This window comes from Paenibacillus tyrphae, from assembly GCF_024158745.1.
GTDB classification, from domain to species: domain Bacteria; phylum Bacillota; class Bacilli; order Paenibacillales; family NBRC-103111; genus Paenibacillus_G; species Paenibacillus_G tyrfis_A.
The window spans coordinates 80,022-96,876 of record NZ_JAMZAW010000028.1; the positions used below are offsets into that span (position 1 = coordinate 80,022).

15 protein-coding genes and 1 pseudogene are annotated in these 16,855 nt (G+C 42.7%); 1 reads left to right on the forward strand and 15 read right to left on the reverse strand.

Annotated elements, in window-relative coordinates; all coding sequences use genetic code 11:
- Positions 1–127 precede the first annotated feature (127 nt).
- Complete coding sequence (locus NI000_RS30700; protein WP_253415161.1) at positions 128–601, forward strand: hypothetical protein; 474 nt, start codon at positions 128–130, stop codon at positions 599–601.
- A 114-nt stretch (positions 602–715) separates the two neighbouring features.
- On the opposite strand, the gene NI000_RS30705 is transcribed toward NI000_RS30700, so the two are convergent.
- The 15 genes and pseudogenes from NI000_RS30705 to NI000_RS30775 form a co-directional block, all read right to left on the reverse strand.
- Positions 716–1,819: a GerAB/ArcD/ProY family transporter gene (locus tag NI000_RS30705; protein WP_253415162.1), complete on the reverse strand. Its 1,104-nt coding sequence runs from the start codon at positions 1,817–1,819 to the stop codon at positions 716–718.
- Between the two features lie 16 nt (positions 1,820–1,835).
- Positions 1,836–2,972 carry a Ger(x)C family spore germination protein gene (locus NI000_RS30710; protein ID WP_253415163.1) on the reverse strand — a complete coding sequence of 379 codons (1,137 nt, stop codon included), beginning with the start codon at positions 2,970–2,972 and terminating at the stop codon, positions 1,836–1,838.
- Positions 2,969–4,525, reverse strand: coding sequence for a spore germination protein (locus tag NI000_RS30715; RefSeq protein WP_253415164.1), 1,557 nt, complete (start codon positions 4,523–4,525; stop codon positions 2,969–2,971). Before NI000_RS30715 ends, NI000_RS30710 begins: the two co-directional genes overlap by 4 nt.
- Before the next feature lie 218 nt (positions 4,526–4,743).
- Entirely contained in the window at positions 4,744–5,601 is an 858-nt protein-coding gene (locus tag NI000_RS30720; protein ID WP_253415165.1) for an alpha/beta hydrolase family protein, read from the reverse strand.
- Between the two features lie 190 nt (positions 5,602–5,791).
- Positions 5,792–6,178: a 5-carboxymethyl-2-hydroxymuconate Delta-isomerase gene (locus tag NI000_RS30725; protein ID WP_253415166.1), complete on the reverse strand. Its 387-nt coding sequence runs from the start codon at positions 6,176–6,178 to the stop codon at positions 5,792–5,794.
- Between the two features lie 13 nt (positions 6,179–6,191).
- The gene (locus NI000_RS30730) at positions 6,192–6,938 is read right to left on the reverse strand and encodes a fumarylacetoacetate hydrolase family protein (RefSeq protein WP_253415167.1); all 747 of its coding nucleotides are present in this window, start codon (positions 6,936–6,938) and stop codon (positions 6,192–6,194) included.
- The gene (locus tag NI000_RS30735; protein WP_253415168.1) at positions 6,935–7,726 is read right to left on the reverse strand and encodes a fumarylacetoacetate hydrolase family protein; all 792 of its coding nucleotides are present in this window, start codon (positions 7,724–7,726) and stop codon (positions 6,935–6,937) included. Before NI000_RS30735 ends, NI000_RS30730 begins: the two co-directional genes overlap by 4 nt.
- Before the next feature lie 39 nt (positions 7,727–7,765).
- On the reverse strand, positions 7,766–9,205 hold the full coding sequence (locus NI000_RS30740; RefSeq protein WP_253415169.1) for an aldehyde dehydrogenase family protein: 1,440 nt from the start codon (positions 9,203–9,205) through the stop codon (positions 7,766–7,768).
- A 30-nt stretch (positions 9,206–9,235) separates the two neighbouring features.
- Positions 9,236–10,228 carry a 3,4-dihydroxyphenylacetate 2,3-dioxygenase gene (hpaD, locus tag NI000_RS30745; RefSeq protein ID WP_253415178.1) on the reverse strand — a complete coding sequence of 331 codons (993 nt, stop codon included), beginning with the start codon at positions 10,226–10,228 and terminating at the stop codon, positions 9,236–9,238.
- Positions 10,229–10,273: 45 nt separating this feature from the next.
- Positions 10,274–11,785: a 5-carboxymethyl-2-hydroxymuconate semialdehyde dehydrogenase gene (hpaE, locus tag NI000_RS30750; RefSeq protein WP_253415170.1), complete on the reverse strand. Its 1,512-nt coding sequence runs from the start codon at positions 11,783–11,785 to the stop codon at positions 10,274–10,276.
- Between the two features lie 195 nt (positions 11,786–11,980).
- Positions 11,981–12,895 (reverse strand): 2,4-dihydroxyhept-2-ene-1,7-dioic acid aldolase, encoded by a 915-nt coding sequence (hpaI, locus tag NI000_RS30755; protein WP_253415171.1) that lies wholly within the window; start codon positions 12,893–12,895, stop codon positions 11,981–11,983.
- A gap of 58 nt (positions 12,896–12,953) precedes the next feature.
- On the reverse strand, positions 12,954–14,198 hold the full coding sequence (locus tag NI000_RS30760) for a Rieske 2Fe-2S domain-containing protein (RefSeq protein ID WP_253415172.1): 1,245 nt from the start codon (positions 14,196–14,198) through the stop codon (positions 12,954–12,956).
- A gap of 288 nt (positions 14,199–14,486) precedes the next feature.
- The gene (locus tag NI000_RS30765) at positions 14,487–15,026 is read right to left on the reverse strand and encodes a hypothetical protein (protein WP_253415173.1); all 540 of its coding nucleotides are present in this window, start codon (positions 15,024–15,026) and stop codon (positions 14,487–14,489) included.
- 57 nt (positions 15,027–15,083) lie between these two features.
- Entirely contained in the window at positions 15,084–16,556 is a 1,473-nt protein-coding gene (locus NI000_RS30770; protein ID WP_253415179.1) for an aldehyde dehydrogenase family protein, read from the reverse strand.
- 115 nt (positions 16,557–16,671) lie between these two features.
- Positions 16,672–16,855, reverse strand: a pseudogene (locus tag NI000_RS30775) (HD domain-containing protein); the annotation flags it as partial.

Consider the following 16,855-nt stretch of genomic DNA (forward strand, 5'->3'; position numbering starts at 1 on the left):
TAACTTAAGCGCAATCCAAACAACTACTAGAATTCTTAGACGTCATCAACTCGTGACGAGTTGATGAGAAATCCTTTAAAGACAGACGTATTGTACCAATAAATAAATATATCTGGAGGAACGCACCATGAAAAAGAAATTAATTACAGCGTCCATTTTACTCAGCTTGACAGCTTCGATGCTTTCTATTCCAGGGGTAAATGCAGCGAATTCTAATCAAGATTTGCAAACTGTTGCACCGAAAGATGCAAACCCATTTGACCAGGAGAAACAGAATCTGCCTAAATCAATTAGTGCAGCTGACTTAGCGAAAATGGAAGCTTTCTATAACCAAGCGACAAAGTTGCAAGACGAGATTGATAAATTATGGAAGCAATATTATGATATTCTGGGTAAATACGAGGAATTTCCATCTTTTCAAGAAGTAAAGAAGGATTTTCCTCCAACACTGACATCCGATGAATTAAAGAAGTTGGAAGAGTTGTATAACCAGATCTCCAAGTTAAAAAAGGAAGGGAAAACATCAGAGGCTGATCCGTTATGGGACCAGTACTATAACATTTTATATAAGAATCCATTGTGGGAGGGTCAAGCAAGATAATAGTTGGGCATCATCAGCTCGCTTTCATGATTTCGTGATGGCGAGTTGTTTTCAAATATAATATGACTATCTTGAATTGCTTAGGCTAAGCTGCGTGTTATTAGACATTTACAGCTATTCGATACGCTTGCTGAGTTTCGCTCGGTTTCCTTTCTCTATTCTTACAAGAATAATAAACCCGAGAACAATGAGAACCTCCAATCCCAGTCCCGCCACTGCCCAGATGTAAGTCATAAAAAATTGGAAATGACTGATATTATTTTTGAAGATCCAGATAGACATTACCCCTGTTATCACGAGAGGAATGATGTTTATTTTTGAGTTTTTACCAAACAACTTATTTAGTGATCTGTGCACTCCATATAAAATAAGAGACAGCTTTGCAAACATGAGCGGAATCCAAACAACTACAAGAAATAAATCAACCCGATCCAAAAAATCCGTGATAGTCATTTCTCGAATCATTCCAATCGCAGGCAGGTATTGATGCCGGACAAGGTCAGCACCAAATACAGAAATAATTAAAAAAATGATGATAAACAATTGAAAAAGACCAAATAATGTTCCAAAAAAAACGGTAAATTTAACATTTTTTAAGGACTTGACGTGGCCAAGCAGTAAAAAAAGTATGACCACCTCCCCAGCCCAAGGCAGTGCATTAAACGTCGCTTGAAATAAAGATGGTATAGTTTTCATGTTAAAGATAGGTTCGATATTGGCCCATTTTATCTTGTCCGCTAAAATGAAAGGAGAAGCTAAGGTTATTACTACGAAAGCGGGTAAATAGAACTCGGTAAACCTTGCGATTACTTCTAAGCCAGACCAGACAAGATACAACGAAGCTCCCATAATGATAATAGTAGTAATCTCAAGAGGCGTTGTCGGCAAAAGTGAAGATTGTATCACACTTGTGAAGGAACGCAGATCCTTCACAAGGACCAGCGTTAGAAACAAGCCAAACACCAAAGAAAACCCTTTCGTCCCCCAATCAGGTTTATTCTTCTCCAATGAAAAGACATCCCAATGAGGTAAGGTGTTTATTCCGTGCATTCCAACCATAACCAATAGCGCAATAAAAGGAATTAAGAGAAAATAGACTAGCCATGCATTTTGCGATGCCGCATCAACTACCACTCTTGGAAGATGAATCACGGACGCAGATAAACTAAAATTTGCCAGTATGAAGGCTAACTGCAGGTTATTTATCTGGACTCTCAAAGCTGAATCACGCTCCTCACTTTTTTTTACCTAAGCCTATTGTATTCACCCCTGTACTCTGGATCACGACGTTTACATGAATGTTTGCCTTAATCTCAGGAAGAATCTTTTCCCATTTATCCTTCCACAGTGTCTCCCATTTAATATTTTCTTTTCGATACAAATAATTTCCAAATCCAAATGAGTCGATCTGCCTGGAAGTGGTCTCTTCTAAAATCGCAGTAACCTGACTTTTGATTTCTTCCCCCAGGCGCGCTTCTACTTGATGGAATACTTCCAAGTTCTCTATATCGAGACTGGATTTATTCTCTCGAATGACCCCTCTTACTTCTATGTTGACATTGAACTCTGGCATATCCGTTCTTATCATGGCGTTAATTTTCTTTTTTTGGTCAAGAATCTCAACTGTTATTTCCTCATTTTCTTGAACTGGAAATGTGATGGATTTTCTTTTTATCCGATTCGTTAGCCAATAAATACCAAGTGTTTGTTTTTGGTTGCTCACAAATCTCATTTTATCTTCCTTAAATACCGCCATTTTTTTGATTTCCGGTTTAGCAATATTTTGAATTTTAATTACTTCAACAAGAGGAATGATCGGGTCTTTTCCAACTTGATAAATCTCGTTTAAGAATTCGCTTGTTGTTCGCCGCATTCCCATCTTGGTAATCTGACGGATCGCTTCGTAAGACATATGGTCTAAAGGAGCGCTCGTCTTTAAGATATCCAGGCTTTTTCCTTTTGCCACCAATATATAGGCTGAAAGCCGGGATTCTCCGTTACGGTTAATAAAATCGAGAACTTTACTTACCCCTGATTTAGCTAATTCCTCCCCTATAATCAGGATTCTTTGATGGGAAAAAAGAAACCGGCGGGCGGTACGATTCTGCATATTTTCAAAAGCTTCCTTAATACTACGTCCCATGCTCGACTCTATAAAAAAGGATTGCTTTCCTCCAGTCCCGGTATCGTTCCCTCCGATCTTTCCAGCCGCCTCCGGGATTGGAATCTGGGCTGAAACTATATAACCCTTTGGGGACTTATCAATACCGATAGCCATTACTACAGCAATATCGTTGATTTCTTTTCGATCCCAACAACCTGTAAGAGTAAGCAAGGAAATTGTTAACAGTAAATTCGTCTTTTTGATCATGGTTCTTCCGCTCCAGAGTCATGTTTCCTTTTTAAAATTCCTGCACTTTGTTTAGGGGAAGGATGCTGATTTGATCTTTCACGTTTCAGGTTTTTCGCGGCTATATTTATAGGTCGAAACTTCATGTGCCACCACGGTGCGCGCATAAACAATGTATCCTTGATCTCCTGTACGGAAATAGGGGTAAACGGAGCCAAGTAAGGCACACCAAAGGAACGAAGTTTGAGAAGTTGAGTCGTTAGAACCACCAATCCAACCATAATTCCAAATAGCCCCAGGCTTGCAGCCAGAATCATGAGTGGAAACCGCATCATTCGAATAGAGTTTCCAATATTAAACCGCGGGATGGTTGAAGAAGCTATTCCGGTAAGCGAAACAATAAGCACCATGGGAGCCGATACAATGCCTGCTTGCACCGATGCCGTGCCGATGACAATAGCTCCTACAATGCTAACTGTCTGCCCCACCACCTTGGGCGAGCGAATCCCTGCTTCCCTTAAGGCTTCAAACGCTAATTCCATAATTAGTGCTTCAACGACTGCAGGAAATGGGATTTTCTCACGGCTGTTCGCCAAAGAAAGGAGTAAGGCGGTCGGTAACATTTCCTGATGAAAGGTTGAAACAGCAACATAGATGGAGGGAAGCAGCAAAGCTATAATGATCAAGAAAAGCCGGATGGTTCTTAGAAAAATAGCTACATGAAATCGTTCGTAGTAATCTTCACTTGATTGGATAAGCTGCCAAAAGGTTGCAGGAACAATCAGGGCGAAAGGGGTCCCATCCACCAAAATACTAATCCGACCTTCCAAGAGATTGCCTGCTACCGTATCAGGCTTTTCTGTCACTTGTATCTGTGGAAAAGAGCTCCAGGGATTATCTTCGATCAATTCTTCAATATAACCACTTTCTAAAACACCATCAATTTTAATACGATCTAACCGGTTCATTACTTCTTGTATGAGGTCAGGACTAGCTATCCCTTCCATATATACAATAGCCAATCCGGTTTTTGTCTCCGTCCCCGCTTTTTTCGATATCACTTTTAACCGATGAGATCGAATCTTACGACGAATTAATGCCAAATTCACTCCAAGGTTTTCATTAAATCCCTCTCGAGGACCACGAATTACATTCTCCGTTTCTGGTCCGCTAACGTTCCTTTGTTTCCCACCTTTAGTTTCGAGAATAATGGCAATGTTCTTCCCATCCACAAGAAGAGCCGTTTTGCCATCCAATATGGAATTTATAATCTCCCCCATTTTATTTATTTCCTTAACCCCATGGATAGATAAAATTCTCTCTTCAAGGTTATTAAAGTCGAATGTCTCAACTTGAGAATGATTCAATAATTGTTGCAGGACATGAGTTTGAATATTATCGTCATTAATAAGGCCTTCTATATAAAAAAGACACGCTTTCCTATCCCCTGCAATAATGGATCTTATTACGAAATCGGAGCAGTCATGAAATAAAGTTTTTATGTAATTAACATTGTTGTTTAAGTCATATTGCAACACACTTTGAATATCGAAATCATCCGTTGCCTCCTTCATTTTTAGATCACTCCTTTTCCGATCCGCTTCGAAAGCCCCGATTTCTTCAAGTTATGGTTAATATTATCTCCATCACCTTCCGCTTTATACACTATCCATTTTCAAGTCAGGCGTGTTTCAGCACGAGGATTCCAACAAGAGAGCCCCAGCACGTCTGCAAAAAAAATGGACACTTCCGTCTTTAGAGAACGGATGTCCACAAGATTAGCTTCTCCGTTTTAGCGAAGCAATTGTATAACTTTGCTTTTTACCACTTCATATGCCTTTGCCGTTGGATCAATCAAATCGAAATGGTTCGCATCTTGTAGTAATATTAACTCCACATCATCGCCGATTTCCTTGGCAGCCTCCGAATACATCGTCGATAACTTATAAGGAACTTGCTCATCTTCCATGCCGTGAATTAAGATTTGTGGAATTCCTATAGGCAGTAGTTCTCCCGGGTTAGCGGCAGCGTAGTTATCCGGAACTTCCACAGGTGTTCCATTCAACAATTCGTGTACAACGATCTTGTTTTCAATAACATCTAGTATTTCAAGCTGTGAGGCCACTCTTAAGTCAACCACACCGGATAAGGATATAGCACCTCGCAAATTTACGGCACTTTTGCTATAAATAGGACTATCCGGTGATATCCGGTGCCGACCAGATAACCATAATGAAATATGTCCCCCTGCAGAGTGCCCCATCGCAACGATTCGATTTAAATCAATCGGGTAATCTTGAGCTAATGAATGTACAAAATCGGTTCCGGCTGCCAAATCGAAAAACGTATTGGGAAAACCTCCTCCAGTTTCTCCAATTCGTCGAAACTCAACATTCCAAACTGCAATGCCATCTTTAGCCAACTGCTTGCATAAGTGGTTCGTGTATTCCAGTCCAACAAGGGAACGCCACCAGCCACCGTGAAAAAATATAACTAGCGGATGGGGACCAGGCCCCACTGGAAGAAATAGATCACCAAAGTGACATGGATCCGAACCATAAAAAATGCGATGATTCGCCTCCGGAGCGCTTGCCATTAAGCGAAGTACCCTTTCAATTTCTCTCTGTATGACTTCTTGGTTGTTTGTCATATCAGTTTCCCCTTCTCGTTAGTATTTTTTTCGACATCAAGATCCAACGATAGAAACAAATGTTTTTCTTTTCCTAATTGTTGAATTCTGTGGCAAGATGATGCTGATGCAATTTTTTCCCTTGCTATATTGTTGACATATCTCAACAGAAAGTGCGAATATCTAGGCTATCGAAAAAAACGGTAGATTACTATTTTTTGAAACGAGCATGGATATTGTTATGCTTATAGGTCCCTGTCTCACTGAATTCGATCAACTCCATTGAGATCGCCAAATAACGTTTATTCCAAAAATCTGCAAAATGTGTCTTGATCATGTCGAATAGTTCATCGCACACAGCTTTCTTATCTGACTCGGATCTACCGGCTCCAATTTTTAGAGTGACATGAACGAACGCGTCGTCCTCTGCCCCGTCGGCGATACAGTAATCGTGGATTTCGATAGCTCTCGATCGAATACCTCCAATAGGGAAAATATCGCTTCGAGAGATTAAAACGCTATTGATTTTTCGGAGCAGACTGGGAATATCCCCCTCAACCTTAACGTTATTCGTATATTCAATGATAATATGAGGCATACCTTGGCTCCTTTCAATAAGAGTCGCCAACGATTGTATTTACTAATCTCCCAATGCCATCGATCTCAGTAACCACTTCGTCCCCAACGGCTGTATCAACCAATCCCTCGGGTGTTCCGGTCAAAATGATATCTCCCGCATTTAATGTCATAAAGCTGCTCAAATACTGGATGAGATCCGGGATGTCAAAAATCATATCTTTTGTTGTCCCTTTCTGAGTCAACTTTCCGTTAACGTAGGTACGGAGGGTAAGATTCATTGGATCACCCACATCGTTAGCATCAACCAACCATGGGCCGATTGGAGTACAAGTATCTCGATTCTTTACCTTTAAGTTCGGTCGGTAGTAATTTTCTAAATAGTCACGGATCGCGTAGTCATTTGCAACGGTATAACCTGCAACATAATGATATGCCTCTTCACGCTTAACCCTTCGGGCAGGTCGACCAATGACAACGGCTAATTCACACTCATAGTGCATATATGTCACATCTGGTGGACGATAGGTCTGGGCACGATGGCCCACGAAGGTATTGGGGCCTTTTAGAAAGACCAGTGGCTCTGTTGGAGCATTGAATGCCAGTTCTTTGGCATGATCAGCATAATTCAGTCCCAACGCGAAAACTGTTCGGGGCTGCACAGGGGGAAGCCAAACTACTTCATGTTCATCCACTATTCGTCCATCAGCGAGTTTGAGCCGATTTTCTACTTCTATTGCCTCATGGATAGCTCCGAGATATGCTACACGGGCTTTTTTCATAATACGCCCCCCGCTACCAGTTCGTGCTCATATACAATTGTATTTTCCAAACTGCCGATACCCTCGATTTCTATCCGAACACGATCACCGGCCTTCGCGAGCGGTGCGCCTTCCGGTACACCCACTAGTAGAGTATCACCCTCGTTCAAGGTCATAAAATCCGTAATATCTGAAATTAGGCGTGCTACTGAACGGATCAGGTTAGCTGTAGTATTCTCCTGTCGCAAGTCCCCATTGATGAACACACGTATATTCAGCGAATCCGGATCTGTCACCGCATCACGTTCGATCACCCAGGGACCTATCGGGCAGAAGCCATCTCGCGCCTTTTGGCTCACCGCCGGACGGTAAACACTCTTGTGCGGAATACTCACATCATTGACGACCGTATAACCTGCTACATATTCCAGTGCCTGATCCTCACTAACACGTGTCGCTGTGTGACCGATTACTACACCCAAGGCAGCACCTATTTCTAATTCTGAAACATCAGCAGGCAGCGGAATGGGCATACCATGCCCGATAACTGTGTTCAATGGTTTAATATAGAGAATTGGCGCCTGGGGGGGGGCATGATAAGGAGCCTCATGGATTGCTTTACCAAGTGCTTCAAGAGCGCCCTTATAATTTAGTAGCACACCCCAGATTGTTCCTGACACCGGTGCCTCCCATGGAAGAACATCAACATTGTAGAGCTTCCCGTTAAGCTCTACAATATGGTCCGTTGGGTTCACATTAACTTCGTCTACATGCTCACCCCGTCGCAATTTGATCTTTGCTTTACTCATCTACGCTACTCCTTCAATAAAATAATGATTAAAACCGCGCTAATTTCGGTTAATGATCACTAATTTCAATTCTGTCATTTCCTCTATAGCATATTTAATCCCTTCTCGACCAAATCCGCTTTCCTTGACCCCGCCATAGGGCATATGATCTACTCGAAATGTAGGAATGTCATTAATAAGGACACCGCCAACATGGAGTTGTTCAGCAGCATCAAACGCTGTATGCACATTGTTTGTATATATCCCGGCTTGCAAGCCAAATCGCGAAAAATTAACTAATTCTATCGCTTCCTCAATAGACTGAACCTTATTCACGACAACGATAGGTGCAAACACTTCCTGACAAGAGACCTTAAGGTGTGGATTCGCATTTAAAATGATTGTCGGGTAAAGAATATTCCCCTCAGCTTTTCCACCCGCGGCTACTTTCGCTCCACCGTTTTTAGCCTCCTCAATCCATTGAAGAGTCCGCTGAATATCATTCGGAGAAATTAAAGCGGAGATATCTGTTTCCGGGTCAAGAGGATCACCCACTTTCAATTTTTCGGTTGCAAGGACAAATTTTTCATAAAAATCCTTGTAGATGTCTTCATGAACATACACCCGTTGCAATGAAATACAAACCTGACCTTGGTTGGAAAACGCGCCGATAACGCAGCGAGGAATAACCTTGTCAATATTCACATCCTTATCGATAATCAAGGCAGCATTAGATCCCAGTTCTAACGTTACACGCTTTAATCCAGCTTTGTTGCGAATCCCAATCCCAACCTCGGGGCTTCCTGTAAATGTAATCATGCTGACTCGCGGATCAGTGACCAATTTATCTCCAACAATACGTCCGCTACCAGTGACCACATTTAAAGCTCCGTCAGGCAACCCCGCTTCGTGTAAGAGTTCAGCCAGAAATAGGGAAGAAAGCGGAGTTTGGCTTGCCGGTTTCAGCACAACCGGGTTTCCAGATGCAATCGCGGGACCGATCTTGTGCGCCACTAAGTTCATTGGGAAGTTAAAAGGAGTAATCGCTCCAACGACCCCGATCGGTTCACGGGTTGTGTAAGCGACTCTTCGCTCCCCTCCGGGTGCCGCATCCAGTGGAAGGGTTTCCCCATGAATCCTTTTCGCTTCTTCTGCTGCGAATTTATAGGTTTGAATGGTGCGAGCCACTTCCCCTTTTGCGGTTGTAATGGGTTTTGCCGCTTCCAAAGCGATGATAGAGGCCGCTTCTTCTGCTCTTTCTTCAAAAAGCTGCACCAGTCTTTCCAGGATTAATGCGCGTTGATGCGCTGGCATCTGAGCCATGATCGTTCTCGCTTGAAAAGCGGAGTCGATGGCATAATCTACTTCTTCCTCCGTTGCGAAAGGTATCTCTGCAATGACTTCATTAGTATAAGGCGATGTGAGCTTCGTATATTCTTTGGTTGCTATCCATTCCCCACGGATGAACAATTTTTTTCTTAACTCCGTACAAGAAGACATCAGTAACAGACACCTCTTTTCTTATGCATATCATCGTTTTTGCTTCTTGAATTCGGGTGGCATAAGCGGTTCCCCAATTTCCATTAACTCTCCGGTTAAAATATTTTGAACAGGCATTGCTTCCTTTTTCCAGCTTACCGGAGGCTCCGCCCCCCATAAGGTAGCCCGTTGCGGATCACTTAAATGCCATTTAATCGGATCCCAATCCGGATCACCGGTAAAGTAATCATTAGTATATAGTTCCATTCGATGACCGTCCGGATCACGCAGGTAAACAAAAAAAGCATTTGAAGTCCCATGTCGTCCAGGCGTACGTTCTATATTCGCATAGTATCCACAACTTGCTAAATGATCGCAGGCATCTAAAATGGATTTTGAATCTTCCATCCAGAACCCAATATGATGTAAACGTGGTCCTTTCTCATGGATTAGAGCCAGGTCATGCACACTCGGTTTGCGATGTAACCAACTAGCCCATAACCGTTCATTTTCTATCGAACCTGTAACCGTATACTCGGAACATTGGAATCCCATATTTTCCGTGTACCATTGATTAACCAAATCAATATCGCGAACATTACAATTGGCATGATCGATACGCTTAACTTTTGCCCCAATCTGCTTGTTAAATTTTTGAAGCATAAATTCTGCCTTTTCCATTTCGCAAAAGAACTCTACAGGAATTCCCCCTGGGTCTTGAATACGGATGGCTCTCCCTTGTCCTTTTTCTTCTCCTTTGGCAAGCAAACGTATCGGTAGGTTTTGGGTAACAAAAAATTCGGCTAATCGATCTAATTCTTCTTCCGATCCAACCCGATAAGATATATGATTGACACTTGGCACATCTGCCTTTGTCAGGACAAGGCAGTGATGATTGGCATCCTCAATCGCACGTAAATAAATATGATTGGAGTCCGAATCGGTTTCAAAAAAGCCCAGACCGTTTATATAGAAATCTCTTGCTCGTTCAAGATCTGTAACATTGAATTCCGCATGCGCCAGACGAATAATGTCGAATTTCAACACACTTCACCCTCCTTTATAATGCTTATAGCCAACAATAGTGGCCTAGTTAGATTTTATAATTTTTGAATTTTTTGGTATACCAAACTTCGGGATATGATGATCCCCAATAGCGACATGAATAACTTGAGCTTCCGTATAAAATTCAAAAGCATAATGGCCACCCTCACGACCAATACCACTATTTTTCGTTCCACCAAATGGAATGCGCAAATCCCTCACATTTTGCGAATTGATCCAAACCATACCACTTTCTACAGCTTGAGCCAGCCGATGTCCGCGTTTGATATCACTGGTCCATACATAAGCTGCCAATCCATATCGAATATCATTAGCCATCTCCAGCACTTCCTGCTCTGTATCGAAAGGAATCACCGCCATGACCGGTCCGAAAATTTCTTCCTGGGCTACTCTCATTTGGTTTGTACAATTCAACAAAAGGGTTGGTGCAACATAGTTACCTTCGCGGAATTCATCTGGAATCGATCCACTAACTACTTCTGCACCTTCCTCATGGGCAATGTCAATATATTTGATAACATTTTGCCAATGCTTTTTATGAATAAGCGGCCCCACTTCCGTAGACGGTTCCATCGGATCCCCGACCACAATATTGGATACACGCTCTTTTAGTGCCTCTACAAACGAATCATAGATCGGTTTTTGTAAAAAAAGTCGGGAATTAGCTGTGCAACGTTCCCCATTGAAAGAGAAGACTCCCCATACTACCGCATCCAGTGCACTTTCCAAATCGGCGTCGGCAAATATAATTGCCGGAGATTTCCCTCCTAACTCCATGGATGTCTTCTTTAACGTATCTGCGCTATTTTTAATAATTTCAGATCCTGTAGAGGTTTCGCCGGTAAAGGAAATCAATCGAACGTCGGGATGTGCAACCAAAGATGCTCCGGCAGTTTCGCCAAAACCATGTACGACGTTAAATACCCCTTCCGGTAAGCCCACCTCATTGATAATTTCCGCCAGCTTATTCGCTGTTAAAGGAGACCACTCAGCAGGTTTTAATACGACAGTATTACCTGTAGCTAACGCCGGGGCCACTTTCCAGGTTTCCAACATAAATGGAGCATTCCAAGGGGTAATCAACCCAGCCACTCCGATCGGCTTATGAATGGTATAATTGATAAAATCGCCATCCACTTGGTAGGCTTCACCTACCATACGACTCTTGACCATTTCGGCGTAAAAACGAAAGTTCTCTGCAGCACGAGCAGCCATTTTTTTGGTTTGACTAATGGGCAATCCAGTATCCAAAGATTCGAGGTAAGATAATTCTTCCCCATTAGCTTCAATCTTTTCCGCAATCATAACGATATACTTCATTCGTTCTGCAACACCCATCTTACCCCATGGTCCCTGCTCAAAGGCCTTCTTGGCCGCCCTGACCGCTAAATCAATATCTTCCTTAAAACCTTCAGCAACGGTATTCAGAACCTGATTTCGAAAAGGGCTAATATTTTCAAAAGTTTTTCCGGCAATACCCGAAACAAATTGACCGTTGATATAGTGACGAACTGGACTCACCTGAAACTTACTCATATGGTATATCCTCCTTGTGTTAACTTCTCGCTACGAGACCAGACGGGACTAAGGGTTCCTTGAACTATTCATTTGATTTTCCCTCCCACTTTTGCAGGAGGGATTTTTACGGTTGAACGCTCCAACAAGCGTGAGAAGTTGATTCTTAATCAAATTCCGAGAGTATATTACAATGCGAAGCGTACCTCTTTTACTCTAAACTGCCGCTTTATCCAGCAATCCGTAGGAGATTAAGGTTTGTCGGATTTCGTCCTGCAATGACTGAGAAGGAGGTCCCATCGGGAGCCTTAAAGCTGGATTAATCAGTCCCATCATTCCCATTGCAGCCTTCAAAGGTCCAGGATTTGTATCCTTGAATAAAACATCATTTAACGGCATTAAGTCATAATGAAGTTGAATGGCCTTTTCTACATCCCCAGCAGCCCAGTAGTTATATACGTCTGCTACATCTTTTGGATGAATATTAGCCGTTGCACTAATGTAACCAGCACCGCCAATAGCTAACATTGGATAACAAAGGAGCTCAATCCCCGAGTAGAGTAAGAAATCTCGACCGCAATTCAGTAACACGCGATTAACATGTTCAAAATCCTTATTTGATTCCTTTACTCCAATAATGTTTTTGCAATCTTCCGCCAGTCGCGCTAATGTCTTGACTTCCAGATTAGTCGCTGTTCTACCTGGGATATTATAAATAATGACCGGAATGTCTACGGAATCCGCAACAATTTTGAAATGTTTGTAAAGAGCCTGTTGATTCGGCTTATTGTAATAAGGGACGATGACCATCGCTGCATCCGCTCCCATCTCCTGAGCACGCTTCGTAAGATGCACCGTCTCTACATGATTCGTTGAACCGGTTCCAGGCACAACCGGTACACGTCCAGCTGCTGTCTTAATAGCCGTTTCCATGACCAGTTCTCTTTCCTCGATAGTAAGAGAGCTCGGTTCACCTGTTGTTCCTGTAACGGATATTCCATGACTTCCGCTTTCAATATGCCAGTTAATCAAATTCTCCAATGCCTTTGTATCTACGTTCGTATTATCATCGAAAGGAGTAATAATCGGAGCAATCGATCCTCTTAAACGCTGCTTTTGTTCTTGATACATAACAAAACCTCCTGAAATGGGATAATGATGATTTGAGCAAATGACAACTTGATTTTCATTAAGTCAACTGAAGCTTCGCTCCCGTACGCCAGTCTATATCCCCTGGCAGAAACCCCGCTTTTGCTCGAATACTTGCATAATCAATAGGCTCATTGCGCCCAAAAATATCCTTCTCCTGCTCGTAATCGCGTAAAGCTTTCAACAATAAACGACGTGTTCTGGCAATTAAGGCATCACCCGATCCCAAAAACTCTTTGCTTCTGTCTACGATGGCTCCCATGCTTTCTTCAACAATAAAATCCTCAAAAATCAGTCCTCCAACTCCCGTCCAAGCTCCTTCTCTCATTTTCTTACGGTCTTGTAACCACCGGTTATCGAATGTTCCTTTAGGATTATAAAAGTTATTCGGATCCGGTCCAATAGTCGAATCAAAGAACGTAGGATCTACCGGTGCGTTCGGGTTGTAGGAGATATACCATTGGGCTGTATTCTCGTTATCTACCGGTACTGCCGCAATCATGAGCTTTGGAAAATTCCCAAATGGAATATATGTGAAAAACGGAAAGATGTACTCCGTTACCCTTACGTATTGATTTCCGCTCGGCAAGTTTCGCAATGCAGCTGCCTTCAGTCCATACGAAACATGGTCTATTTCATAAACGGCCGATGGATTTTCCATCATACTGACCCATTCATCTTTAGAGAGACTATCCACCAATGAATCATCATTCAAAATCCAATCCTTATGAAGCACGCCTGCATGCACGGTATCAATCGTGGCTTCTAATCCCTGAACATAGTTACAAGTCGTATAGCCGACGCGAGAAAAAACATGACTATCAGGTAATTGATTGAACTCGAACATCGGAAAGGCAGGTGCTTCTCCATCCCCCAAATAAACCCAGATAATCGTTCCTGCTTCACGTACCGGATACGACTTTAATGGCACCTTTTTGCAGAATGCATCATGCCGTTCAGCCGGTTCAGTCGGGACGTGGATTGTTTTTCCCGATACATGGAATTTCCAACCGTGGAAGATACATGTCAGAGAGCTTTCTTCGTTACGAGCAAGAAGGAGAGAACACCCACGATGCGGACAAGACTCATCAAAAACCCCTACTCGCCCATCCGTTGCTCGAAACGCCACAAAATTCTCACCAAACAAACGAACACGTACAGGGTCTCCATCGGCTGCCAGCGCTTCCGAACGACAAGCCGGAACCCAATATTGACGTAGGAATTTACCCATAGGGGCATCTCCTTCAACGTGGGTCATCAATTTGTTTTCCTCTTTGCTTAACATGTTTATTCCTCCTTTGAAATTTAGAAATTTTATACCTCAAAGATCCGGCAAGCGCTTACAAAATAATGACCTCGCTTGAAATAAGCTTCTCTTGCAGGCTCATTCATATAAAGCAATTATTATGCCAATAGATATTTGGGGATCTCTCAACATGAATTCCAACAATTTTAGTTATTTGAGTGCTCATTCTTGATCAATATAATCATTTTTGAATGTTTCCAACATGGTTGTCCCACCTTCGACGCAGAATTTCTCCTAAGAAGAGTATAGGCCGTTGTGCACCGTAGTTTATAATGACCAAGTTATTCGATAGGTGAAATTATCCAACACCTCTACTTTTTTTTCTTTTACTCTGCATAATTCCAAAATGCCCAAATATACACCTTCATACAATCTCATATGCAACTCCGGGTACTTGTCTGACGGTGGCAGGGATTGTATAATCACTTCTCCTTCTTCAATCGTCAAAAATTTCATGGGTGCAACTTCTTTGCCGCGTATAGAAGCTTTGAAAACTTCTTCATTAAACTTTAAAAATCCCAAAAGGTTATCCATTAAACTTTCTGGAAGTCCCATTGTAGAACGAATAGTAGGATATATTTTTTGTCCTAATGTGACCATAGCTCGATCCTTTGATAATGAAGCTGATCTGTATCTACTCATTAATTCACAGTAGATGTCATAGTCATACCATCCTTCGGCCTCCAACTCTTTAAATCCTTTTCCTGTGTTCAGTTGAACAAATTCGTTTGCCTCTTCCTGCTGCGTTTTGTACACTCCCATTAAACTACAAAGCAAAGTGATGAATTTCCCACGTATTTCTGCCATGTTTACCTCCTCTTCGAAGATACGTAGTCAACAATGATCCTTTTCGTCTTAAATACATTAATTCCCATACCAGTTCAGAGCCTGGGAATTTAGATCTACCCAAACGTGCTTCGTCTGCATGAACATGTCCATTGCCTGAATACCGAGCTCACGCCCAAATCCACTTTGCTTAGTCCCGCCAAACGGGGCCGCGCTGTCCAGGAAATTGTAGGTATTAATCCAAACCGTACCGGCTTTTAAGCCTCGCGCCATTCGATGTGCGCGTTTGATGTCATTAGTCCAGACTCCGGCGGCTAGACCGTAGATCGTATCGTTCGCTTTGAAAAGGGCATCATTTTCGTCCTTAAAGCGAATAACAGAAACGACCGGACCAAATATTTCTTCGCGGGCAATCCTCATTTCGTTCGTCACGTTCCCGAAAATAGTGGGCGTAAAATAATAGCCATTTCCAGCTGCCTTAGAACGCTCACCTCCGGTAAGCAATTTAGCTCCGCCTTCCAGCCCTATGGTGATATATTGTTCAATTCGCTGCAATTGACCCTCCGACACTTGCGGTCCCATTTGGGTCGTACTTTCAAGCGGGTTACCGACGCGAATCGATTTGGCTTTTCTAAGAAACATATCCATGAACTTATCATATACCGATTCTTGGACGAATAGACGCGACCCCGCGGCACATACTTGGCCTTGTCCAAAGTAGATGCCGAATGCCGCCATATTAACCGCATCCTCCAACTGAGCATCTTCAAAAACAATATTAGGAGATTTGCCGCCAAGCTCAAGCGAAAGCGGTTTCAAATTATGCCCTGCCGCCTGCATGATCAAACGTCCGGTAGCCGTCGATCCGGTGAAGACGATCTTATCGATCCCGGGGTGCGATGCAAGCGCACTGCCGGCAATGGCTCCGTAACCAGGAACTATATTAATGACGCCATCAGGGATTCCAGCTTCTTGGAAAACCCTGGCAAGCTCCAATATACTGACGGGAGCAATCTCTGAAGGTTTCATCACAATTGTATTGCCGGCGGCAAGAGCCGGAGCAAGCTTCCAAATCGCAACCATGAGAGGGAAATTCCATGGAACAATAGCACCGATCACGCCAAGCGGTTCCCTCAAAGTATAGTTGAGTCGATTGGCCGGAGAGGCTAATGTCTCACCCTGAACTTTATTGGTAAGTCCAGCATAAAACTCCAGCACATCAATTGTGGATGGCATTGCAATAAACTTCGTTTCATTAATAGGCAAGCCGTTATCGGTGGACTCGACCTCTGCCAGAAAATCCGATTTTTCCCTCATTTTTTCGGCGGCTTTGTACAACAAACGTCCTCTATCTGTAGGAGACATTTCTGCCCATGGGCCGGATTCAAAAGCTTTCCGTGCCGCCCTTACCGCACGATCGACATCCTCTGCATTCGCTTCAGCCACTAGAGCGTTCACTTCACCCGTACCCGGATTAATCGACTCAAAAGTTTTGCCCGATACAGAATCTTCCCAGTTACCTCCAATAAACAATTGATAGTTTTTAGCCATGAAATAAAGAACCCCTTTCTCATCCATTTATTTGTATCCGCTTACATTATTTTCTTCATTATTTTATGAACTATGGAATATAAAGCTTTAAGAGTCCTTTTTATTCTTCTAAATGTTATTCTTCAAATGGAGCGTTTTTAAGCATATCGATGAATCCGATTTCATGAATAACCTGAGCAGCCAACATATTTGGTTTTCTTTTGGCCTCCGAGAGCCATATTTCTTTAAAAGCTTCTTTAAAACCAAGACGGGGATAAGCTTCAAGAATTTGGTGTACACTACGGGAAGGTAAATCTTTA